Source organism: Candidatus Neomarinimicrobiota bacterium (genome assembly GCA_022560655.1).
GTDB lineage: Bacteria > Fidelibacterota > Marinisomatia > SCGC-AAA003-L08 > TS1B11 > JADFSS01.
The window spans coordinates 1-23675 of sequence record JADFSS010000032.1 but is presented as its reverse complement, the minus strand read 5'-3'; the positions used below and the strand labels follow the sequence as shown (position 1 = coordinate 23675).

The window sequence follows — 23675 nt, the reverse complement described above, 5'->3', positions numbered from 1 at the left end:
GTTCTATTGCTCCAACTCTTTGAGCCGCTAGGCTTGACTGGTGAGCATGCCACCGCATTCTTTGCGCTAACGGTAGCAGGTCTGAACACTCACGCCGATCTGTCTAGCGGCATTCTCAATGGTCATTCCCTGGCTGAGCAGTACTTCAACTTCCCTCAGATGATGGATAATCTGATCAGGGGTATATCGCTTTGTGGGCATGGGTTGCCTCCCTCATGGCTGCCAAATCCTAACTTAAAAAAGTGGTACAGCTTTTGGGGGGCAGGTCAAAATAACTACTATTAGTTACCGGCCCTTATTATCCAATCCTTTGAAATATTATGATACCGTTCCAGAGAGTGGGGTGTGGTTTGCGAGAAGTAGTCCTGTCTAATAGAATCTTGTAGCGGTTGGAACTATTAGCAATAAAATCCATCGTCGCCTGTCTAGGAGGATCATCATTTGTATCATCGATTAGAATAATACAATCTTTTGAAAAAAATGGTTCCGCCATTGCAAGGGCTTCTAACTGAAGTTCATATGTATGCTTAGCATCATATATGAGGAAGCCGATCGTTCCTTTATGCATATTAGCGAAATAGTCACGATAATCTGTTTCAAAGAATTGATGATGTGAACTCTTATATCTACTAAATCTCTTGGGAAACTTTTCCCGCTCACCACGTTGACTCTTCCTGGAAAAATTGTCGATCCCAACACAAGTCTTGTCGCTGTTATTAATTAATCCACACAAAAAAGTGAATCCATGCCAGACACCAATATTGACGAATACATGCTCATCAGACATATGAGAGACGCCTCGGTTAATCATGGCCCCTATAGAAAACGTGGACATTTTTGGAACTCTACAAACTTTGCGCAGAGTGCGTCTCATTTCCTGCTCATCCTCAGGAAGTCTTGTAATCCAACTTTCAAGAGGAAGACCCACCCTAGCCAGGTGATTCAATAGCTTCATAAAGCGTCTGGGGAGTTTCGTATTAGGCCTAATCAAGCGGAACGTTATATTATTAATATAATTAGCATAATCCATGACTTACACCTCAGGACGGATTGCACAAAAGATTTTCGTGAAAATTATCATGGGCAATAATCTGTTTATTTACTTATTACAATGAAATGGGACCATACATGATCTGGCACTAAAATAATTGTCGGGAACCCATAAGCCTGCAAACTTCTTAGCTGAATTTAATACATTGCCTGCATGCCTCTTCGAGCATCCCCACCATGTTTCCTTCCAGAGGGGCTGAAGTTGCTACCTTTTGGTGGACACGCCAAGAAGTCATAGATTCCCTGTCATAGCAAGGGAGGCATCCATGATGGAGGAGCAGAGGTCACGGCGGCAGTATACCCGGGAGTTCAAGGTGGAAGCGGGGGAACTGTTGCTCTTCGGCGACAAGACGGCAATGGAGCTAGCCGGCAACCTGGGCATCCGGGTAGAGTTGCCGTACAGCTGGATGAACGAATACCCGAGCAACAGAGCCGATGCCTTTCCCGGTACGGGGCATCCTGGCGGACCCCGAGGAGGAGAGGATACGCACATTGGAGCGTGCACTGGCCAGTGTCGCCGAGGAGCGCGATATCTTGAGAAAGCGTTGGCCATTTTCTCGTAAACACCCAGATGAAGTACCAGTTCATGGCCGCTCAACGCCTCGCATTTGGCGTGGAGAAGATGTGCCGACTTTTTGCCGTAAGCCGGAGCGGATTCTATCGCTGGGAGCGAGAGGGGGGGAAAACAGACGGGCGGCTGAGGACCGCCCGCTGCTGAACCCTATCCAGCGCATATTCGAGTCCACCAGGGGTCGCCACGGGAGCCGTCGTATCACCACCGAGTTGCGGGACCAGGGTTGCACCTGCAGCCGCCCTGGGCTGACGCCCGCCAACACCAACTCGATCAAGGTGGTACTGCTGAAGCAGGGGTCATTGTTAAGCTCTACCCCGGAGAAGTAAATTATGTCGCAACAATTTAGTGTTCACTTTGATAATATTGCGTTGACGATCTGCTAAGTACAGGTGCAATCACGGGGGCACTAAACTGTTGATCTTGAAAGTCGCCATATTCATGATCTGCTCAAATTTCTAGATCATATGCCGAAGCCGAAGCCTATCGACTTTCATTGGGTGTTTGAAATGAATGGAACGCCCCCGCAATTGTGGCCGCTGGTGAGCGACACGCACGCCTTTAATCGGGTAACCGGGCTACCTCCCTGGCGCATCCGAGAGCGGCCTGATCCCCTGGGGGGCAGCATCCGGGAAGTCAGTATGAGGATATACGGTGTTAACCTGCGCTGGCGTGAGAATCCCTTCGGATGGGTCAAGCCGCACAGTTTTTCCGTGTTAAGGGAGTATGAAAACGGTCCCATCTTATCCATGTTCGTTCAGGTTGAACTCCAGGATATGAGGAGACAGGGGTTAGGGCAAACCAGGCTGCATTATAGCGTAACGACCGTACCCCGCCGGTCATGGTATCGAGCCGTCATTCTTTTTCAACTAGGCGTCATCTCTCGGCGCCGGTTCAGCCGGGCTTTCGCGCGTATCTCTGACTATGTGGCGGAAAAAGTAGCTGATCCCTATCCGCAACCCGAAGGCCAGATCAGTCGGAAGGGCACGGCCCGCCTTGAGGCGGGAATGGCGGAGCTGTCCAGGAAAGGATATGATGGCGAGTTGTTGTCAAAATTCAAGTCTCATATCAGGAACGCACCCATCGCGCTCTGCGATCGTATGGGTGCCTATATGTTGGCCCGGAGTTGGGCCGCCCCACCGAAGGCCGTCCTGAGGCTTTTTCTCGAGGCAACCCGACAAGGCATCCTGGAGTTGTCCTGGGATATCATGTGCCCAGCATGCCGGGGCGCCAAGAAACGCTCATCCAGCCTGGCTGACCTTCGCAGTGAAGCTCATTGTCCCTCATGCAACATCAGCTTTGATGCAAATTTTGACCAGCTCGTTGAGGTCACCTTCAACACCGCCGCGGAAATTCGACCGGCTAATGTGGCCAGCTATTGCGTGGGCGGGCCTTGGGCAACCCGGCACATTCTGGTTCAGGACATAGTAGGCCCCGCCGGTAGACACGATATTAAGACCAATTTTGCCGTTGGCACTTACCGGCTGCGATCTCCTCAAGTCCCCGGCAACAGCATGCTTGAGGTCGAGCCGCAAACCGCCGCAGCGCCACATGCGCCCATTGGCATCATCATCAATCCAGATGGGTTCCAGCCGGAGCAGGTTACCGCATCGGAAGGACCCCTACGATTCGTGGTGGAAAATCGGCTTGACCGGGCAGTGCCTTACCTGATCGAAGATGCCTCCTGGACGAAAGAGGTGGTTACGGCAGCAGACATTACCAGTTTGCAGGAGTTCAGGGATATTTTCAGCAGCGAAGCCCTGGCCCCGGACGAGCAATTTGCTATCCGCAACCTTACCTTTTTGTTCACCGACATAAAGTCGTCCACGGCCATGTACCAGGAGCGGGGCGATTCGCCCGCCTACAGGCTGGTGAGAGATCATTTTGAAATACTTTTCAGGGCGGTGCGGGAGAGCGGCGGCGCGGTAGTCAAAACGATCGGCGATGCGGTCATGGCCGTATTTCAAGAGCCTGCTGATGCTCTGAGCGCCGCAGTGGCCATCCAACGCCAGCTGCCCTCCGATGAAGTACAGCTGACCCTCAGGGTAGGGATTCACGCCGGGCCTTGCGTCGCCATCACCTTAAATGACCGGCTCGATTACTTCGGTACCACCGTCAATACCGCGGTGCGACTGGAATCGCAGGGTAAGGGCGGCGATATCGTCCTGACTCGGCGACTTTTGGAGGATTCCGGTATTGAGCAGGCGCTGCGGGCCATTCCGCACCAGCGGTCTTTTGGGCAGGCGGAATTGAAGGGGTTGGCCGGTCAGACTCCCATCTGCCACATTCGGCTTGAGGAGCAAAAAATCGACCCAAAGGGTGGGTTGGTATGAAGCCAGTTTTAGTGGCTTGACGGCGGCATCAATGGGACCGTTATTGCCCGCCGGTGACGCCAGAGTATAGCAAATCCATCAAGCTGGTGCTGCTGAAGAAAGCCCTGCCGCGCGACCTCGGGCCTCTACTATGCCGCCTACCGGGTTGAGGGTCAATTGTTCACCCGTAAGATGGTGCTGCTGAAGTAGGGAATGCTGCGTCCTGGCATACGGAATGTAGCATGCGAAATTTGAAGACCGACCATAAGTGACAGGTTATATAAACTTTAGTGTTGTAGGCTTCCTGCTTTGGGAACAGGGCCTCGGCCCTGGCCGTACCGGCCACGGGGAGGCCGTAGCCACCTAGTCTCGACGTAGCCGTCTACGGCGAGTCCGGCGAGCCGGGTCGAGTGTTCAAATCTCGCCGCCCCGACCGCTTAATTTGCTGACCGGAGGCTCGTTTCTCCTTGGCATTTTATGTTTCGTGCTATTTCAGTCGAGAATCAGGCCAGGTTCCCAAACAACTCTAAACAACCACATTTTACCGAGGAAACTGCATATCTCAAATCGCTATCCTCTCGGGACAGGCAGCAAGCGGGCGTACGGATGGGATCGGGTGTAGTTATGTGCAACCAATTGGGCAATGTGGAGGCCGCCAGGATGGATGATCATTATTAGCCCTACATCGAGCACGATTCGCACCCATGAAACCTCAAGTATCCAAGGCTATCCTTGTGTCTTTGTGGGCTCTAGGGTAAGCTCAAGCCATCACTGTAGCGAAGACCTGTTATGATCAAAAATATCCCCGTCGAGAAGCTGAAGGTTGGCATGTATGTCAATCTTTCCGGGGGCTGGTTGCGTCATCCGTTCCCGAAATCCAAGTTTATTATCAGGTCCCAGGCTCAGATCAAGAAGCTGGCCGCCAGCGGCATAAAGCAAGTGAGCGTTGATACCGAGAAAAGTCGGATTGTCGCCGATTCACTTGCGAAGAAGCAAGCTGGAAACGGCAGTTCAGTGCCTGTAGAGCCTGATCCTATGGAGTTGATCCTGAATGGTTTGCGGCAGGAAATGGACGATGAACAGCTGGAGCCCATTGAGAAAGCCGAGGTCGTTTACACCAACTCGATCGATATGATGAGCAATCTGCTGGAGCATCCCACGGTTCCCAACATAAAAAAAAGCAAGATGATCATTGCGGTCGTGGTTAATCATCTTCTTGCTGAAGGCGAAGCTAACCGCACGCTGATGAAGGTACTGGCAACAGACTACTATACCTACACCCACTCCGTCAATGTGGGCGTATTGAGCGTTCTACTGGCCAAGGAAATTTTCAAGGGGACACGCGGGGTGACTGCCGGGTCTATGCAGGAGCTTGGGGCAGGTTGCTTCCTTCATGATTTGGGCAAATGCGAGGTTGCCAGCTCCATATTTGATAAAAAGGGGAGCCTCACGGTTGAAGAGTGGCGGCAGATGCACCTGCACCCCGCCTTCGGCTATGAAATGCTGCAGCAGGCGAAACAGTTAAGTAAGGAGTCCAAGGTGATCGTCCTCCAGCACCACGAGCGGGCCGATGGCAAGGGCTATCCACTGGGTCTCAAGGGTGATGAAATCCACTACTTCGCGCGTCTGTGCTCTATCGTAGACGTGTACGAAGCGCTCACCTCGCAGCGCCCCTATAAGAAGTCACTACCCGCATTTGAAGCTCTAAAGATCATGAAGGAAGAAATGGTTACCCATAACAACCAAGATCTATTTCGTGCGCTGGTCTCGATCTTAGGGCACTAATCGAAGCTGGTTTCTCCACCGCCTTTCTCTGCAAGGGGCAGGATAGAGCCGGTGCAACCCACCGTCTCGAACGACAAACTCTCCGTACTAGAAAACCTGGCTCCAAAAATGGTAATTGAGCTGCTGCACGGAACATAGGCTCCCGTGCCAAGTAATCGGAAGGGGTAAATGCGTATCCGCTACATATCTGGAAGGAAGGTCAAATCAGGCCTGAAAAGCGGGCTTTTCCCTACTTCGGCAGCACGATCTTGCTGGGTTGAGTATGATCCGCTGTTGCCATAGGAACTGAGGGAACCCGTAGCGCTGGCGGAGCTGGCTCTAAGGTGCGGCTACAGGCGGGAAACGCGCTGAGGAGGCGTCCTAAGGCGTTATTCGTTAAGCAGCTCACTAAACCGAACCTCAACATGATGGTCATAGATTTTTTCATAATCTAGCCTATCCAGGGCGAGGGGAACTATTTTGACGAACTCCCCCTGCGCCTCCTCCCAGTTGCCGATGATATTCTTGGCGACCTCTGAGCCAGTATGGAATAGATGTTCGCGAAGCACCCTGAGCACCAGGATGAGGTCGTTTGCAGTAGGCTCGGTGTCCCGCACATACTCCCGGTTCAGATTATCCAGTTGCCCTGGATCGGTGCAGTAGACATAGGCCGCACCACCTGACATGCCGGCGCCAAAATTGAGCCCGATGCGGCCAAGTATGACGACGGTCCCCCGGGTCATATATTCGCAGCAGTGGTTACCTGCACCCTCGACAATGGCGAGGGCGCCGCTATTTCTAACGGCGAACCGCTCCCCGGCCGCACCGGCCACCAGCAGAGTCCCCCCGGTGGCGCCGTACAGGGCAACATTCCCGATGATGGTCTGGGTGGCATGCTGCTCGCGAACCTGTTTCTCGAACCGGATCGTTATCATGCCGCCACTCATGCCCTTGGCGACATAGTCGTTCGCAGCCCCTCGCAGCCGGAGCTCAATCCCTGTGGTCAGGAAGGCGCCAAAACTCTGGCCTGCGATCCCACGCAGTCTCATTTGGATGTTGCCGTGAAAGCCCATCTCGCCGAACAGGAATGCCAGTTCACCGGCGAGCCGGGTGCCCACGGCCCTATCCTGGTTGCATACATCCCGCCGCACGACAACATGGTCGTGTGTCAGAAGCCGGGGTCTGATCTCGGCGATGATGCCGTGGTCCAGGTGTTGCTCTGCCCGCACATGCTCCGGCCGGTATTTTGCGGCGGTGGGCAACGGCAGCCCCTCGCTGGCGGCGGGATTCAAGATAGTGTCGAAGTTCAGCCCTCGCTCCCGGGCGTAGCCGGCATGCTCGCGCTTCAGCGTCAGTATATCGGTCCGGCCGATGATACTTCCCAGGCCGTAGGCCCCGATCTCAGCCAACAATGCCCGCACCTGGTTTGCAACCGCCGTGAGGTAATTGACGGCTTGCTCCGGTCCGGCCTTGAACCGCTTGCGCAGCGTCTCATCCTGTGTCGCTATGCCGGTCGGACAGGTATTCAGGTGGCATTGCCGCGCCATGATGCAGCCGAGGGAGACCAGCAAAGCGGACCCGAAATCGAATTCCTCGGCGCCCAGGGTAGCCGCCATCACGACGTCCCGGCCATTCTTGAGACCACCATCCACGCGCAGGGTGCAACGGGAACGCAGGCCATTCGCCGTTAGTGTCTGGTGCACCTCGGCCAGACCCAACTCCCACGGCAGGCCAGTATGCTTAATGGAACCAAGCGGGCTTGCGCCGGTGCCTCCATCGCCTCCGGCCACTAGCACGATGTCGGCTCCCGCTTTCACGACGCCGGCCGCAATGGTCCCCACACCTGGCTGGGAGACCAATTTGACCGAGACAGCCGCACGGGGGTTGACCTGCTTCAGATCGTAAATGAGCTGAGCGATGTCTTCAATGCTGTAGATATCATGGTGCGGCGGTGGTGAAATCAGCGGAACTCCCAGCGTAGAATTCCTGACGCTGGCAATGGTCATCGTCACCTTACGCCCCGGCAATTGGCCGCCCTCTCCAGGTTTGGCGCCCTGTGCGATCTTAATCTGAATCTCCCTGGCGGCAGAGAGGTAGGCGGTTGTTACCCCGAATCGGGCGCTGGCGATCTGCTTTACAAAGCTGTTAACGGACTTGTCAGGGTTGGAAAGTGCGTACCTGTCGGCCTGTTCTCCCCCTTCACCGGTATTGCTGCGGGCGCCAACGCGGTGCAGGGCCGTTGCCAGGGTACGGTGCACCTCCTCAGATACGGCACCCAGCGACATGGCCCCGGAGCCAAAGCGCTTCAGGATACCCTCCACTCCCTCGACCTGATCGGCGGGGACGGGATCGGTAGCCTTGAAATCGAAAAAATGGCGCAGGTAGACCGGCGCCGCCGGGGGTGGCTGCCCATCAACTTGTGAATCCGCAGCCTGCCGTCCGATCGACTTGAACACGTCCGGCGCGAAACCATGCTTCTCGCCCTTTTTGCGGTATTGGAACCTCCCGTGGTCGGCGAGCCGCTGCAGGCTGCCCCCAAAGGCCTCCAGGGTCCTGCGGGCCAGATCGGTCTGGAGTTGTTCCAGCCCGATCCCCCCAATCGGGCTTGATAGCGATGGGAAATACCTGTCCAGGATTCCCGCTGATAGTCCCATAACATGCAACAACATACCGCCATGGTAGCTGCTGATTGTGGATATACCGGATTTCGCCATGATCTTGATCAGGCCCTCTTCCAGGGAATAGCGGTAGCGTCCCAAATAGGCCGCCCAGTCATCCTCATCGTAATACTGCCTGATGAGGCGGTAGGCCATATACGGATAAATGGCGCTGGCGCCCAACGATATCAGGACCGCTACATGATGGTCTTCTACCAAGTCCCCCGCCCGACATATGAGGGACACCTTGCTGCGGACCCGCTGCTTGATCAGGTGGTTATGTACCGCCGATATGATCAGGGGCATCGGCACTGGCAGGGTATCCGGACTGATGCCCTCGTCACTGAAGATCAGCAGCCGGTACCCTTCCGAAACGGCCTGTTCGCAGTCACCCAGCAGGCCTTCCAGCCACGGCTCAATGCGATCCCCGGATGCCATGAGGCTGCTGAAGGTGCGGGCCCGAAAACCGGTGTCAGGACTGGCGAGTAGGGCCAGTTCCCGGGGGGATAGGACGGGGCTTTCAACCCGCAGCGATTCTCCGACGGTTGGCTTGGTACCTAAAAGATTGCCTTCGCCGCCCAGGTATTGTCGCAGGCTTGTGACCGAGCGCTCCCGGATAGGATCGATGGGCGGATTGGTGACTTGCGCAAAGGCATGTTTGAAATAGTCGTAGAATCGGCGCGGCATTCGTGAGATGATAGCCGGCGGCGTATCATCCCCCATGGAGCCCAACGGCTCGCGCCCGCTTTTGCCCATGGGCATCAGGTAGCGATCGAGGTCTTCCCCGCTCCAGCCTAAAGCGGCCAGGGTGGCCGGGCCGGGGCCGGTGTGTGGCTCAGCCAACTCGTCGAACTCATCGCGGTCAGCGCGCCGCGCTATGATCTGAACGCTGTCAGCGATCAACCTGGTATAGGGCGCCCGGCTCGACACTTCGGTCTTAATGGCGGCATTCTCCATGAATCCCCGGCCATCCAGGGCAAGGGAAAACAGTTCGCCGGCCATCATGTGGTGATGAAACACCAGGTTTTCGGGGGTCACATCCACAACCCCGGCCTCCGATGCCATCACAACCAATCCATCCTTGGTAACCGTATAGCGCAAGGGTCGCAGCCCGTTCCGGTCCATCTTGGCGCCTACGAAGTTGCCATCCGTGACCACTAACGCCGCCGGGCCATCCCAGGCTTCCATGAGGTTTTCATGGTAGACATAAAAATCACGCAGGGCAGGATCCATGTTGGGATGCTTGCGGTACGGCTCCGGCAGCATCATCATCAGGCTGCGGAACATTCCGCGGCCACTCCGCATGAGAAATTCCAGCACATTGTCCAGGCTGAAGGAATCGCTGCCCTCATCGGTTACGATGGGCTTGAGGGTCTCCAGATCAGACCCCCAAAATTGCGACTGCATTTCCCGCTCCCGGGCCTGCATCCACAAGCGGTTACTCTTGATGGTATTGATCTCTCCGTTATGGGCTAGCATGCGGAAGGGCTGGGCCATATGCCAGTTGGGGAGCGTATTGGTCGAGAAACGCTCATGAAACAGGGCCACCTTGGCCAGATAATCGGGCTCAATCAAGTCGGGGTAGAAACGGTCCAGGTTTTCCGCTTTTATCAGCCCCTTGTATACGATGATGCGCGAAGAAAGTGAACAGATAAAGGTATCCTTTATCCGGCTGAATTCGCTCTCGACAGCCTTCCTTAACAGGAACAGTTCGCTCTCAACGGGACGTTCGGTGCCGGGTGGGACTATCAGGAAAACCTGAATAATCAGTGGGCAGGTCGCCTGCGCCTGCTTACCCAAGGCCTTGCGATTAATTGGAACATCCCTGGCGCCCAGGAATTTGAACCGGGCCTTGTCTGCGTGCTTCCGGAAGGCACCCAGCAGGGCCTGCCGGCTTTTCCTGGTGGTAAATATCATACCGACCGCGAGTGTGTCATTTTCGCCGACGTGATAGGAGCAAGACTCCTCCGCGAACCGCGCAAACAGGGCCCGGGGGATATCGGTCATGATGCCGCCGCCGTCCCCGGTTTCATCGTCAGCACCCCGGGCGCCGCGATGGGCCAGACGGGTCGCCGCCTGCAGGGCGAGGGTCACTACCCGTCGGCTCGGCGTTCCGGAAATCTCAGCGATGAAGCCGGTACCACAGGCATCGTGCTCCCGTCGGGCATCGTAGAGCGGGAATCGTGTTGCGACGGATGTGGACATAGGCTCCCAATCAGTTTCGAAAAGTGCATTCCCCCGGTACAACGAAGGCGCAGAACAATTATGTATTGGTGGCCGCGCTCAGTCAGGGAGGTAGCGTATGATAAACGATCATTGAGTGATTGTCAAGGGGTCACCCAAAATTGGCCTTTGCGGACCGCCTGGGTCATGGGAGCCCGGAGCGAGATCAATGCCCAGGCCCCCTCCTTCGTAGTGCCAACTCTCACACCAGGCCGGAGCAGGAGAGCGAGGGATAGGGCCCCGGGCGGATAATGCTAGAGAGAAAGTGGAGGGAGGTCAAGGGGTGGCACTTAGGACCAGCCTTCAGGCGGGAAACGCGCTCAGGTTGCATCCTGGGGCAAGACCGTCGTCTGCCGGGAGGCTACTTAATCAGGACCCCCGCATTCTGCGGGACAGGGGCATCTTGATGGACCGGGTGACCTGGACGCCATCGTCTGCTATGCGCAGATTAAGGCATACTGCCAGATCTCGGAGTAACTGAGGTGGTGTTTGGTACCCGTACATCCGTTATGCTCCAGCCCACGATCTTATCCGGGGACATATACACGGGCTCTTCTCCCGTTCTATCGTAACGCCCGATGATGCAACTATCCGGATTTCGGGTGGGACGTGTGGAACAACTGGCAGTCCCATCGAGCCAGTGGCGTAGAAATTATAGGATTTTTTCATCCGCTTCCTGCGAACCTGGAACCAGGTCTTCATCGGTCTCGACATACCAGTGCCGCGTTATATAATACTGTGCGTCGATACCCCCGTCGAACCCCTTGATGTTGAGTCGCTGGCCGAACGCCTTATACGAAGCTGTGCCGTACCAGCACGGTTAGCTGGATGCGCCGGTAAGCTTGGATATTTTCCGAGCGATTTCCAAAAACCCTCACCTTGCCGCAGGGATAATGAAGTCAGTGCGACCATCAGGGCCACTTCTGGCATCACTCAGGAGGGGACATCCCCAGCTCCGCCATCATATGTGTGAGTGTTTCCCGCAGACCTTCCTCAAGCGGCCGCACGGCATAGCCCAGCTCGCGTTTCGCCTTCGCATTGCTTGCCAGATAGGTGACCCCTGCGGCCACCCGCAAGGTTTCGGCTGAATACATTTCAGGCACGGGTACAACCGCACCCAAAACCCTCATTATCTTGGACATAAATTTCAACATAGCTGGACGAACACGAAGGAGTGGTGGCCTTATCCCCGTTATCCTTTCTGCAATTGCGAAGGCCTCTTCGAGAGTGTATGGCGGACCCGCGATAATATAGCTTTCCCCTGGCCGGCCTTTTTCCATAGCTAGAATGTGGCCGCGTACCACATCGTCGACGTGTGCCCAGCAAAAGGTGGTTTTCCGTGGCAACATGGGCAGTTTGCCCAGCAGGTATTGTTTAAGTAATTGCCCCAGAGGACCGCTGTCTCCCAGTCCATAGACCAGACCGGGCTGGACAATGACAAGGGGCAGGCCCGCTTTCATCATTGGCTCAGCCACCTCGTAATGGGCCAACCATTTTGTCCGGTCATATTCGCTCAAGTGTGGCCCTTCGTAGCGGTAGGTCTCATCCATGAGCTCCCCTTTCGTATCGGAGAAAACCCCCAAGGTGCTGGTGTAGACCCCTTTCTTGATTCCAAATTCTCTCATGAGCTCGAGGACATTCCGCGTTCCCCCCGCATTGATTCCCTCCGCCGATCGTCTATCTCTAACTCCGACTTTAAACCAAGCCGCGATGTGAAACACGCCATCCACATGCTGCATGGGTAGCCGCAGGCTCTCTTGGTCGGTTATATCGCCCGGAGCGATTGCTATGCCCATTTCTACCAGATGCTGTGCTTTGCGTGGGTTGCGAACCAAGGCCACGACTTCATGTCCGGCTTCAAGCAGTTGATGGGCTACTCGCCCACCGATAAAGCCAGTGGCACCGGTGACAAAATATCTCATCGCGATTTTGTTCCTATCGACAAATACTGTGGTTTGGAGGCAAGTGGGTCACCTGCGCCCAACAGCTTACTCCGCGCGGCGATGAGGTAGGGGACGTCATCGTCGGCGTCCTGCAGTTGGTCCAAGTGCTCCTTGTAGGCCTCCAGCGCCTCCTATTGCCGCCCTCGGGCCGTCAGCGCCCGGTCCCGGCGGGGCTGCAGCTCAGCGATGAAGCTGGACAGTCTGGATTCTTGGGACATCGTGTTGGCGCCGTGGTCGAGTTAAATATACGCGCAGCGCCGCCGAATAACAAAAGCCTCCGGAAAAAAAGGACGGGCATCACCCCCACCATACAGCTAGGAAACCCCATAATTCGCAACCTGCTCCCTGGCCGTTCGAGCAGGAGTTCTGCATGCCTGAAATAGAATGAGGAATGGGGGAGAGGGCTGGGCAGCGTACCCGACATTCCGTATGCTACCGAACTCGCTTCTCGACGGGAGCGCCTAATACCTGAAACCGCGACTAGCAGGGGTTACGGGTGTGTCAGCCGGTAAAGCAGGAGCGCCGAGAGCTCGAGGGTCTTGATGAACTCGGGGATGTCCAGGGACTCCTTGGGCGTATGGCCACCTTCTCCGACAGCACCGAGACCGTCCAAGCCAGCGATGAGATCGGCCACGAAGGCGATATCGGCGGCGCCCCGCGCACCGGGATCGAAAGCCTCCACGGGACCATGGCCCAGATCGCGGCTGGCACGGTCCATTTCCGCCAGCAGGGCGTAACTGGCATCAGTGGGGGGCATGGCGGGGTAGCGGTCTTCGAAGAATATCACGGCCGATGTTTGCGGCAGGTTCTGGGCCACAATGGCGCGCATTTTCTCCCGGGCCGCCTCCTTCTGCTCTTCAGTGATAAACCTCAGTCCACCATCGACGATTACCTTCCGGGCAATGATATTGGTTTTGCCGTAGGCGTGGCCGGTTGTGGTGGGGATATCGTAGGTGACATCGGTTCCGCCAACGATAGAACCGGGATTGAAGGTAAGGTACTGTTCACCACGCATCTGCTCATGGAAGTCGTTCAGGATGCGGCTGGCCTCAAAGATGGCCCCGGAGCCGTATTTCTCGCCGAAGATATTGGACGAATGTCCCTGCTTGCCCTCTACCTCCAGCCGCCAATTGCTGGAGCCTCTGCGGGCAATGGTGCCGGTGCCCGGGATACGTGCCTCGTAGCCCAGAGCGAGATCGCTCTGCTCGGCGGCCGCGCGGATATCCCGCCGGGAGATAGACAGCGGATAGCCGACCTTCTCCTCGTCGCCGTGGAGAATAACGGCAATGGTCGTGCCGTCGAGGTTGCCGGTCTGGTGTAATGCCTTCAGGGCATATAGGATAACGACATTGCCCCCCTTCATGTCGTTCACCCCGGGACCGTAGGCGGTGTCGCCCTCCCGGCGGTACTTCTGGAAAGGCGACCGTCTCTCGAAAACCGTATCGAGGTGGCCGATGAGGAGCAAGCGCTCGCCACGGTTGCCCTTGCGGCTCGCCAAGAAATGGCCGGCCCGCTGCATCTCGGCTGGCATACCAATCCACCGGGTGTCAAAGCCGAGCTGCCTGAACGGCTTGTCGAAGGCCTTGCCTGTTTTACGGACCCCCTTGACGTTCAGCGTTCCGCTGTTGATGTTGACCACTTTCTCCAGGAAGGTGAGGGCGTCATTCACTGAAGCTCTGGCCGCATCCACGACTTTTTGTTCATTGGGGGTGAGGCCCTGTGCGGCGAGTGGTGCGATCAATAGGGTCAGTGTAAGAGCGGCGCGGAGATGGGTCATACTGTTTCCTTCGGATCATGGGTGGTGCTATACATGCCTGGATATTAGAGCTGTAGACAATCTGATAGCAAAAGCCCTCCGGGCGATCACCCTGAGGCCTCTTGACAGAGGCTGCTTTCTTGTGCCTGCATACTCGTCTCATGTGCCCCTGGTTACGATGACGGTGGCACCGTGCCGCCAGACCATCGGTCTAGCAACCTTTGGACGGCAAGATTGGCAGCGTATCCGGCAGCTATCCGGGTGGGAGGCTATTTCAAGCCTGAAAGGCGGGCCTTTCCCTACTTCAGCAGCACCCCCGCATTCTGCGGGACAAAGGCATCTTGATGGACCGGGTGTACTCGGGTCTCACCAGGCGCGCTATGTGGATCAGGGAGGCGTCTTGTGCCCCAGCCGTTCCACCTCTAACGGGCCTTGCCGTGTCCTCCGCCCCCCGGCGTCAGGATGCGGAGAGTGGTGCCCCTGGGCACCATGCGGCTGAACTTGCCCGGAAGCTGCTCCACCCCACCATCCAAACTGTGCAGACTGTTCTCGCCGGAAGCGCCGGCCTCACCCCCCGCCAAACCCCAGGGGCGACTCGTTCTGCGATCCGACAGCAGGGTCACTTCTGCCGGACCCAGCATCGTCATGGCCCGTTCGATGCCATCCCCGCCGGCAAAGCGCCCCTTGCCTCCACTCCCCCGCCGGATGGCGTAGCGGACGATCCGGAAAGGGTAGGCATGCTCCAACGCCTCGATGGGCGTGTTGAGGCTGTTGGTCATGTGGGTGTGGGTGGCGCTCAAGCCAGCCTTGGACGGCCGGGCACCCATGCCGCCGGCAACCGTCTCGTAGTAGGCGTACGGCTCGCCGGTGCGGGGATCGATACCTCCAACGGTGAGGTTGTTCATGGTGCCGCTGGAGGCTGCCGGTATCACGTTTGGCGCCGCCTGAGCCAAAGCTCCCAGCACCGTGTCCACGATGCGCTGACTTGTTTCCACATTGCCCCCAGCGACTGCAGCAGGTAGTCTGGCATTCACCAATGACCCTTCCGGCGCGACTATCCTGACGGGCAGCATCGTGCCGGCATTTGAGGGCACCCGGCCAGGGATGAGCACCCGGAAGCAGTAATAGACAGCCGACAAGGTGATGGCGAAGTTGGCATTGATCCCCCCCACGGTCTGCGCGGCCGTGCCGGTGAAATCGACTTTGGCATCATCCCCGGCGATAGTGACGGCTGCCTTGATGGCCAGGGGACCGTTCCCGTAGCCGTCGTCGTCCATCACGTCCTCAAAGCGATATTCCCCGTCCGGCAGATCGCGGATGGTTTGACGCATCATGCGTTCGCCATAATGCTGCAGGTGGGCCATGTATGCATTGCAGACCTCCGGTCCGTATTTCTGCAGGATCGCCAGCAGCCTCCGCTCGCCGGTCCTGTTGGCCGCCAGCTGGGCCGTCAGGTCGCCTTCCCGTTCGACAGGGGTGCGCACGTTTGCCAGCACCAGACTCAGCACATCGGACGCGATGTCCCCATGCCGCACCAGCCGGACCGGCGGGATGCGCAGCCCCTCCTGGTAAATTGACGTCGCCAGCGGCATGGAACCGGGGGTCATACCCCCCACATCGGAATGATGCGCCCGGTTGGCTACATAAAATGCCGGCGCCGAATCCTCTGTGGCGAATACCGGCTGCACCAGGGTGATGTCGGGGAGATGGGTTCCGCCGGCAAAGGGATCGTTCACTATCCCCACATCCCCCTGCTCAAGCTCCAGTTCGTCAAGGACCGCCCGCACCGACAGCGGCATCGATCCCAGGTGCACCGGCATGTGATCGCCTTGGGCCACCAGCTTGCCATCCCCATCGAACACGGCGCAGGAGTAATCTCTCCGCTCCTTGATGTTGGGCGAAAATGAGGTCCTGCAGAGGGCCATCCCCATCTCTTCCGCAACCGACTCAAACATGTTGCGGAACAGTTCCAGCAGAACCGGGTCCGGATTTGCCACGAGGGTCACGGGGCGGCCGGCTCCTCGAAGGTCAGCAGCAGGTTGCCGTAGTGATCCACGGCGCACCAGCCATCCACCGGTATCACTGTCGTGGTCGAATACTCCACGATGAGGGCTGGCCCCTGAAAGCGGTTCCCCGGCCGCAGCCGCTCCCGTCTGATGAGCTCGGCTTGCACTTGCTGCTCACCGAAAACGATTTCCACCTTGCCGTCTACGGCCGCGCTATGATCGGTACCGCCCAGAGGCCGGGGACGGAAGGACGGCTTGGGGGCGGCCGAGGTGGCCCTGAGTCGGAGGTTCACCAGCTCCACCGGCCGCCCGGGATCACTGTAGCCGTAGCGCTGGTGGTGAGCCCGGTGGAAATCGGCCACCAGGTCGTGGGTCAGGTTCACCCGGATTTCATAACCCTGGCCCACGTAGCGCACCTCCACCATGGGTGCATAAGTGATGTCGCCGGCGGATATCCCTTCGGCTGCGAAATCCGCCCGGGCGAGCTGGGTTAGCGTGCCAACTTCGGCCTCCAGCCTGGACGATATTGCCTCCTCTGCCGGCCACAGCAGCGTCTGGCTGTAATCGCGGACAACGTCGGCCAGGAGCATCCCGATGGCCGAGGCTACTCCTGCCGCCTGCGGGACGATGACCCTGGGTATCTGCAGCGCCCGGGCCAGATCAAGTGCGTGCATGCCGCCGGCGCCGCCGAAACTGACCAGGCTGAATTCCCGGGGGTCATAGCCCCGCTCAATGGATATCACCCGGATGGCCCGCTCCATGACGGCGGTGGCAACCTCGAGAATCCCCTGCGCCAGCCGGGTGGGCGCAATGCCCATGTCGCCGGCCATGGATGCCATGGCTGATGCCACCGCTGCGCTATCCAGAGATTGTTCCCCTCCGAGGAAATGTTCCTCCGAAAGACGTCCCAGATAGAGATTGGCATCGGTGACAGTGAGCCGGGTGCCGCCGAGAGCGTAACAGATTGGCCCGGGCCGGGCGCCCGCACTTTCAGGTCCTACCCGTAGGGCTCCGCCATCGTCCAGGTAGGCCATCGATCCTCCTCCTGCCCCCACGGTATGGATGTCGATCATCGGAATCCTGATAGGCAGCGGCCCCACCGTGGCCTCCGAGGTATAGAGGAGCTCGCCCGGGCAGAGGCTCACATCGGTGCTGGTGCCGCCCATGTCGAAGGTGATGAGCTGGTCATAGCCTGCCAGCCGGCCCAGCTCGAAGCCCCCGACTACACCCCCGGCGGGACCCGACAGGGCCGTAACGACGGGCCGCTCCTTCGCCGCACCGATGGAAACCGCACCGCCGTTGCTTTGCATAATGCGGATGGGCCCATCAGTGAAATGCTCTTCAAGATGGGCGAGGTAGCGGTCCATGATAGGCCCAAGGTAGGCGTTGATAACCGTGGTGGTGGTTCGCTCGTACTCCCTGAATTCAGGCAGCACCTCATGGGACGACTTGATAAAGGCCTGGCTCACCTCGCGCAGCGCCGCCGTCACGGCCTTCTCGTGGTCCGGGTTGGCATAACTATGCAGAAAGCAGACGGCCACGGCTTCGGGATTCATTGATTTCACGGCCGCGACCGTGCGGGCCAGTTCATCGTCCGTGAGGGCCGTGACAATCTCGCCCCTGGGGCCTATCCTCTCGACCACGCCGAGGCGGCGCTCCCTGGGTATCAACGGTTCGACACCGTCCACATTCAGGTCGTAGATATCCTGCCGGTTCTGCCTGGCAATCTCGATGACATCCTCAAATCCGGCGGTTGTGATCAGCAGGGTCGATGCGCCCTTCCGCTCCAGCAGGGAATTGGTTGCCACCGTGGAGCCGTGCACGACCAGCAACTGCCGGCCATCGGCGGCAATGCCTTGCAGTCCTTCCAGCACGGCCTGGGCGGGATTCTCCGGCGTGGAGGGGATTTTCCTGACCACCATATCGTCCCCGGTGATATAGACGAAGTCGGTGAAAGTACCGCCTGTATCGACCCCAATAATCAGCGTATCAGGCATCTCCGTTACCCTCGGCCGGCGTCCCTAGTCCCGCCGCCCATTTCGTCCGCGTGGTCTGTAAGCCGAGCCGGTCGGGTTCTGCCAGTGTACCTGAGGCTTCTAAGAGGAGTACGTCGAATTCCTGTCATCATGCGTATGCCGAGGCACCCGGGAAAACGGTACGCGATTCCCGAGACTTGAGATAGGCTGGTCCCCGTCTTGCGGCATCAATCAACATTTCATCAAGCAAAAGCAGCCCGATCTGACACACCATGCTTTTAGGGTAGATTAACTGATGCACAGATTTCAATCGGATCCGAATTTACGCCCCCCTCACCCCCTGCCCCGATCATGTCCTGCGCGTAAAGCCGCCATCCACCGTAATGTTTTGACCAGTGATCTAGGCAGCATCCGTAGAGAGCAAAAAAGCGGCAACCCGGACCCACCTCATCCACCGTGCCGGCTCTGCCAGCAGGAATGTCTTTCAGAAGGGACTCTGGCCATTCCCAATTTGACAGGTACCCAGGAAGTAGATTGTTCATCCGAATTCCAGACTTGCCATATCTGTCAGCGTATAGCCTTGTGAAGCCGGACAGAGCCCCACGGATCATTGATGAAGCAGGGTACGCATAGTTTGGCTCAACAGCGGCCCAAAGCCGAAATATTCCCAATCGCCCCACCTCCAGCCGCCGCCAGAATGATCGAGACGCTCATCGCTATAACCGGTAGAACCTGAGGCGTGCCCCGTGCTGTTAATTACGGCATGGATGCGATGATACTCTCCGATTGCCACGGCCACAAGATTTTGAAGATCAGCATCTGAAGTGAGGGAGCTCTGGAATCCGATGCCCCCCAGCTCCTGTGCCACTCCTGTAGCTGCTTCAGTCCGCGACATGAGTACGACACGATATCCCCTGACAGCTAATACCCTGGCACAGCCTGCACCGATGCCACTGCCAGCCGCCGTGATAATCGCTACTGGTTGGGAATTCATTTAACCCCCGAGATGCGCGCGGATATCGCCATGTTTTAATTTTCCTCTGTTTCTTACACCGTCGGTCCATAGCGGGTGACCGAGCCATTAACAAAATCCACCCTTACCCAGCTCGCCCTATTTCAGCAGCACCATCTTGATGGACTTGGTGTACTCGGGAGTCGCCAGGCGGGCGATGTAGGGGCCGGCAGGGTAATTGAATAGGATTCCAGGCTGACGCCCTGCAAAGTTCTTATTTCATCATCTGAAGATGGAGTTCTCCAATGTCACCCTTTTTTTCCATAAAGATCTCTTCGAATCGAATTTTTGACTTATACATTTCTTCGCCAAGCTCAATTTTCAACCCATCTCCTTCTGACATGTATTGCGAATAAATATATAGCCCTTTGCCACCTCCCTGATCCATAACACAGCGAAATTCAGGTAGGTACATTCTCACTAAGCCTTTCTGATTAACTCTCCAGGCAATATGCTCTGCAGCGACGGTAGCCTGCATGAATGCCAAATGGCCCTGCTTGGGGCCGGGGTTACCAATGCAGTCTCCAACGGCGTAGATATTCCGGTGCTTGGCCTCCTTTGCGAGCATATTTTTCATGTGCACCGGAACAAATCCACGTTCATCGATGAGACCGGAGTTTTGCATCGCCGGGATACCGCGATAGGGTGGCACCAGTAGGCACATATCATAGGGCATTGTCTTACCGTCTTTAAAGTAGAGAGTGTTTTTGTCGAGTTTTACTAATAAAACTTCAAGGTGGACGTTGATTTCACGTTTCATAAAATGGTCATCCAGGTATTTCCACACCTCAGGACCTCCGGGAGGTAATAGGTGACCCTTGTCGGTGATATAGTGAAGTCTCGTTTTGTCACGTATACCTTTTTCACGCAAGAGATGGTCGAGGTCCATTAGAACTTCCATCGGTGGGCCGTCGCAGGGAGTGTACCCCGCGCCAACGCCGGCGAAGAATTCACCCTTCTCGAAGTTGAGCAATGCTTCTCTTGTTTCTAATATTCTTGCCGGGTCACAAACAGAAAGGCCGAACTCGCGCGAGCCAGGTAGAAGCTCGTATGCGTGCTGGACCCCTGTAGCCAAGATCAGATAGTCAAACAGATAACGGTTGTTCTGGCAGATTACCTCGTTGTTATCCTGATTAATGGCTGTCATCGGATCACAGACGAATTCAATGCCAGTGTCATCAAAGTTATTCGACAGATCCATCGTGATCTTTTCTGGGTCGAGGTTCTCAAAAAGAACTCTGGGAAAAGAGGCCCGGAAAGTTGTGCGTGGTTTGTCTGAAATGATCAGGATTCGATGCTTGACATCAAGAAGATGGCGCAAACTCCAGGCTGCCTTGATGCCCCCAAATGAGCCGCCGACAATTATAATTGTTTTTGACATTGATTTCATACCTCCTCTTTTCATGGTCTCAAATCTTGGTCTCTATAGAATGAGGTTGTGCGTACGTCGTCAATCCAATGTGAGCTACCTGGGCTTAAAACTATGCGACACATTTCAAGTTTCCAAGGTTTAGCTGACGCCTCGATTGAAGCGCCCTTCGATTGATCCTTCCGCTCTCCCCCAGGGATCAGGTGCCCTCATTAGACGCCCGCTGAGATCTCCTAAGCCGGTGGAGATTCCAGTTTGATGAATCCTATAGAATCAGCTGCAACGCCCTTAGTCCAGCAGCCTGGAGCCAAACTGGAGCGGTCTAGGCGATAGGGTATTTCAGCAGTACTTTCTTGAGGGAAATGGCGCTATTGAATCGATCCAAGAAATCCAGCTTGGATCTTGGGCCAACTTCTGGGGATAAGGCCAATCATGTCGCGGGGCGGTAGTGACGGGTGACGCTCAATTCAGTTCTGACGGAAACTATAGGTACTGGCTATCCAGAGAGTGGGCGGTATCAAACGAATCGTGCGCGTTCATTATGCTCAATCCTTCCACCGCAACAGCTGAAAAAGATGATCCGACCATCCGGCGCTGTGTCAGATTCGCTCAACGCTGGGGATATGGGAAACTGTATGTAGCCAACCTGTTTGCGTTCTGTACCACCGATCCCAACGATCTGAAAATGGCAGTTGATCCTGTCGGGGTGGATAATGATCAGTCTATCCTAGCGGTGATAGACCGGTGCAGCCTCACCATAGCCGCCTGGGGAGTAAGCGGCGCACATATGAACAGGCATGGCCGCGTTTTGCAGCTCATCTCGTCAATGGGGGGACATCTGTGGCATCTGGGACTAAGCAAAGCTGGGCACCCCATGCACCCATTGTATTTGCCAGCAGATGTCCATCCTATTAAATGGCGGGTAGATCTCTGATTTGATTGTGGGGCCGGCAGCTCGACAGTATTATGGCCGTCCGCCCCTTTTAGGCATGAACCCTGAACAGCGGGTGACTGGCTCGCCTTCACCTTCGTCTGGCTTCCCCGACCCGAGCGTGATCCGCAGACAGTGAGACGGCCTGGACCGCCCCTTCCCAGTGCTCAGCCCCACGATGCTGGTGGTCACCGGTATTTATTTCTGTCCCCCTGCCCGAAACCGGGCGGTCACCACCACGATGGTTGCGGTGATGGCCACCAGGATCATACCGGCTAATTACGTCGGAAAGGATGTCTTCCATCATACGCAATGGTCTTGCGCCGACGGACGCGATGCTATGCAGGGCGTGAGAGGGTGGTCCTGCAGGGTGGCGTGCTGAAAAATTTTTCTACACTCCGGTCACATAATGATCTAAGCTTTCCACAAGATAGAGGAGGAACTCATGGAATTACTCAATCGTTATGCTCCGCTGGTCCACTGGCTGCCGCGGCTGGCCCTGGCGGGAATCTTCATCTCCCATGGCGTCTCGAAATTTATGGGTCCGGGGATGTTTCCAACACCCATCTGGCAGCTGCAGGGCGTGGTCGAACTGTCAGCCGGAATTTTCATGATTGTCGGCGTTTTCGGAAAGGAGCTGCTGACCCGCGTCGGCGGTCTCATCATTGCCGGTATCATGTTGGGGGCCATTGTCATGGTGCACTGGCCACGCTGGTTCTTCACGGCCACGGATGCCAAACCCATGGGTGGTATGGAGCTTCAGTTGCTTACAGCTACCATCGGCATTTACTTCCTGTTCAAAGGTAACGACGTCACCTGAATCTTTCTCCAGCGCCTCCAAGGGTAACTGCCCCTCAGCCCATGTAGGTCAAACGACCCCGCACCTGCTTGAACAGCAGGGGGGGCATCCTGGGGGCCATAGAGTCGTCCGATAGACTCCTGACTCAACCGGGGTGGAAAGATTGGGTAACCGTTGGTGATTTCGCGGCGGGCTCTTAGCTTCCGGCGGATGCAGGACTCAGAACGTGACTGAAAGCCTCATGGGATTGCTCGCCGTCGGGGGACTGATAGCGGTTCACGTGCTGGCCATCACCTGGTTTATCCGCAAGGGCAAAAGAGCGCCCAGAACCCCTCCCTAGACCAAGCGAGGTCCCACTGCAGATGGTGGCAGGGATTAGGACCCTGGACGGCTAATGGTACGGAAGAGGTGGGGGAATCTCAAGGGGGGGCATCAGATGAGCCGTCAGCTAAACCTTGGAAACGGATCATGTTTCCCTCAGTTTTTGGCCCCAACTGTCCAAATGGCTTTGATCCAAAACACCTCCATTACTAATTTTGCTTGATGATAAATCAATCTATGTATTATTAACTAAACCAGGTCGGGAGAAATTCATGGCACGATTTTATCTAAGTCACCCTGTTGAGAGTTTTGATAAATGGAAGCCGCTTTTTGATGATGATAAAGTCAATAGAACAGCTGCTGGACTGAGTGATGTAGGAGTTTATAGAAAGGTGGGCGATGAGAATAATTTACTTATTGTTCTAGAAGGAGCTCCTGATGGAATGAAGAAAATGCTTGAATCTCCAGACCTTGCAGAGGCTATGAAGGAAGCGGGTGTTCTTGCTCCTCCTGAAGTATTTTCCGGTGAAAAACTTTAGTCGACAACTACCATACTGCCCACCAGCGACATGACCGCGCATACCGCCGGCAACAAACCGGGCGGTTTCCCGTTCATGGTATGATCTCCTCTGGTTGTCTTACCCGAAGAGACAATCCAACAAGCTCAGGAACAACGATAAAGGCCTCGGTGTGTAATCACCGAGGCCTTTGGCTATTAACGATTTGTGATGGCTACAAGGGTCCATCATCATGCTGTTTCTACCCCATCCGCTTCTCCCTGGTGAGGCAGGAAAACGGAACGCGCCGTGACTCTAATTCCACGTGAAGGTCACGCCGTAAAATACATCCCGCTTATCGGAATAGAGCAAGTTGTCGATATACAGGGGAAGCGTATTCCGCAGGCGCCGGGGTTTGAAGTCGCCCCACTGATCGTTGCCGGGTGTGTCACTGCTGTAATGTTCGGTTTCGTATTGAAAGGCATTCT

General features: G+C 56.3%; 16 protein-coding genes and 1 pseudogene. 7 read left to right on the top strand and 10 right to left on the bottom strand.

The features are described from left to right. Positions 1-66: 66 nt before the first annotated feature. The gene (locus tag IH971_06380; GenBank protein ID MCH7497458.1) at positions 67-201 is read right to left on the bottom strand and encodes a helix-turn-helix domain-containing protein; all 135 of its coding nucleotides are present in this window, start codon (positions 199-201) and stop codon (positions 67-69) included. A 97-nt stretch (positions 202-298) separates the two neighbouring features. Beyond that, a complete protein-coding gene (locus IH971_06375) occupies positions 299-1030 on the bottom strand; it encodes a class I SAM-dependent methyltransferase (GenBank protein MCH7497457.1) in 732 nt (243 codons plus the stop codon). A 286-nt stretch (positions 1031-1316) separates the two neighbouring features. On the opposite strand from IH971_06375, the gene IH971_06370 reads away from it, so the two are divergent. The 4 genes from IH971_06370 to IH971_06355 all read left to right on the top strand — a co-directional run bounded on the left by IH971_06370 (position 1317) and on the right by IH971_06355 (position 5718). Continuing rightward, entirely contained in the window at positions 1317-1613 is a 297-nt protein-coding gene (locus tag IH971_06370) for a transposase (GenBank protein ID MCH7497456.1), read from the top strand. A 61-nt stretch (positions 1614-1674) separates the two neighbouring features. Next, complete coding sequence (locus IH971_06365) at positions 1675-1950, top strand: transposase (GenBank protein ID MCH7497455.1); 276 nt, start codon at positions 1675-1677, stop codon at positions 1948-1950. A 138-nt stretch (positions 1951-2088) separates the two neighbouring features. Then, positions 2089-3954, top strand: a complete 1866-nt coding sequence (locus tag IH971_06360) for an adenylate/guanylate cyclase domain-containing protein (GenBank protein ID MCH7497454.1) — start codon at positions 2089-2091, stop codon at positions 3952-3954. 768 nt (positions 3955-4722) lie between these two features. Further along, positions 4723-5718, top strand: a complete 996-nt coding sequence (locus IH971_06355) for an HD-GYP domain-containing protein (GenBank protein ID MCH7497453.1) — start codon at positions 4723-4725, stop codon at positions 5716-5718. A gap of 368 nt (positions 5719-6086) precedes the next feature. Here IH971_06355 and gltB read toward each other — a convergent pair whose 3' ends face one another. The 7 genes and pseudogenes from gltB to IH971_06320 all read right to left on the bottom strand — a co-directional run bounded on the left by gltB (position 6087) and on the right by IH971_06320 (position 20651). Beyond that, entirely contained in the window at positions 6087-10559 is a 4473-nt protein-coding gene (gene gltB / locus IH971_06350) for a glutamate synthase large subunit (protein ID MCH7497452.1), read from the bottom strand. A 947-nt stretch (positions 10560-11506) separates the two neighbouring features. Then, on the bottom strand, positions 11507-12499 hold the full coding sequence (locus tag IH971_06345; GenBank protein ID MCH7497451.1) for an NAD-dependent epimerase/dehydratase family protein: 993 nt from the start codon (positions 12497-12499) through the stop codon (positions 11507-11509). A 511-nt stretch (positions 12500-13010) separates the two neighbouring features. After that, the gene (locus IH971_06340; GenBank protein ID MCH7497450.1) at positions 13011-14297 is read right to left on the bottom strand and encodes a M20/M25/M40 family metallo-hydrolase; all 1287 of its coding nucleotides are present in this window, start codon (positions 14295-14297) and stop codon (positions 13011-13013) included. Between the two features lie 401 nt (positions 14298-14698). Then, entirely contained in the window at positions 14699-16273 is a 1575-nt protein-coding gene (locus IH971_06335; protein ID MCH7497449.1) for a hydantoinase B/oxoprolinase family protein, read from the bottom strand. 5 nt (positions 16274-16278) lie between these two features. Further along, on the bottom strand, positions 16279-18279 hold the full coding sequence (locus tag IH971_06330; protein ID MCH7497448.1) for a hydantoinase/oxoprolinase family protein: 2001 nt from the start codon (positions 18277-18279) through the stop codon (positions 16279-16281). A gap of 379 nt (positions 18280-18658) precedes the next feature. Beyond that, positions 18659-19252: pseudogene (locus IH971_06325) on the bottom strand (SDR family oxidoreductase). A 232-nt stretch (positions 19253-19484) separates the two neighbouring features. Beyond that, positions 19485-20651, bottom strand: coding sequence for an FAD-dependent oxidoreductase (locus IH971_06320; GenBank protein ID MCH7497447.1), 1167 nt, complete (start codon positions 20649-20651; stop codon positions 19485-19487). Positions 20652-21087: 436 nt separating this feature from the next. Here IH971_06320 and IH971_06315 point away from each other — a divergent pair, with 436 nt between their 5' ends. The 3 genes from IH971_06315 to IH971_06305 all read left to right on the top strand — a co-directional run bounded on the left by IH971_06315 (position 21088) and on the right by IH971_06305 (position 23229). Then, positions 21088-21573: a DUF1643 domain-containing protein gene (locus tag IH971_06315; GenBank protein ID MCH7497446.1), complete on the top strand. Its 486-nt coding sequence runs from the start codon at positions 21088-21090 to the stop codon at positions 21571-21573. Positions 21574-22015: 442 nt separating this feature from the next. Continuing rightward, positions 22016-22390 (top strand): DoxX family protein, encoded by a 375-nt coding sequence (locus IH971_06310; protein ID MCH7497445.1) that lies wholly within the window; start codon positions 22016-22018, stop codon positions 22388-22390. A gap of 515 nt (positions 22391-22905) precedes the next feature. Continuing rightward, positions 22906-23229 carry a hypothetical protein gene (locus tag IH971_06305; GenBank protein MCH7497444.1) on the top strand — a complete coding sequence of 108 codons (324 nt, stop codon included), beginning with the start codon at positions 22906-22908 and terminating at the stop codon, positions 23227-23229. A gap of 273 nt (positions 23230-23502) precedes the next feature. Here the strand turns inward: IH971_06305 and IH971_06300 are convergent. Then, the coding region (locus IH971_06300) for a hypothetical protein (GenBank protein MCH7497443.1) at positions 23503-23675 on the bottom strand (173 nt) is incomplete at its 5' end.

What these genes read in the sequence shown, in the direction of transcription:
- IH971_06380 (MCH7497458.1), bottom strand. Translation starts at nt 201, where the DNA reads ATGCCCACAAAGCGATATACCCCTGATCAGATTATCCATCATCTGAGG.
- IH971_06375 (MCH7497457.1), bottom strand. Translation starts at nt 1,030, where the DNA reads ATGGATTATGCTAATTATATTAATAATATAACGTTCCGCTTGATTAGG.
- IH971_06370 (MCH7497456.1), top strand. Translation starts at nt 1,317, where the DNA reads ATGATGGAGGAGCAGAGGTCACGGCGGCAGTATACCCGGGAGTTCAAG.
- IH971_06360 (MCH7497454.1), top strand. Translation starts at nt 2,089, where the DNA reads ATGCCGAAGCCGAAGCCTATCGACTTTCATTGGGTGTTTGAAATGAAT.
- IH971_06355 (MCH7497453.1), top strand. Translation starts at nt 4,723, where the DNA reads ATGATCAAAAATATCCCCGTCGAGAAGCTGAAGGTTGGCATGTATGTC.
- gltB (MCH7497452.1), bottom strand. Translation starts at nt 10,559, where the DNA reads ATGTCCACATCCGTCGCAACACGATTCCCGCTCTACGATGCCCGACGG.
- IH971_06345 (MCH7497451.1), bottom strand. Translation starts at nt 12,499, where the DNA reads ATGAGATATTTTGTCACCGGTGCCACTGGCTTTATCGGTGGGCGAGTA.
- IH971_06340 (MCH7497450.1), bottom strand. Translation starts at nt 14,297, where the DNA reads ATGACCCATCTCCGCGCCGCTCTTACACTGACCCTATTGATCGCACCA.
- IH971_06330 (MCH7497448.1), bottom strand. Translation starts at nt 18,279, where the DNA reads ATGCCTGATACGCTGATTATTGGGGTCGATACAGGCGGTACTTTCACC.
- IH971_06320 (MCH7497447.1), bottom strand. Translation starts at nt 20,651, where the DNA reads ATGTCAAAAACAATTATAATTGTCGGCGGCTCATTTGGGGGCATCAAG.
- IH971_06310 (MCH7497445.1), top strand. Translation starts at nt 22,016, where the DNA reads ATGGAATTACTCAATCGTTATGCTCCGCTGGTCCACTGGCTGCCGCGG.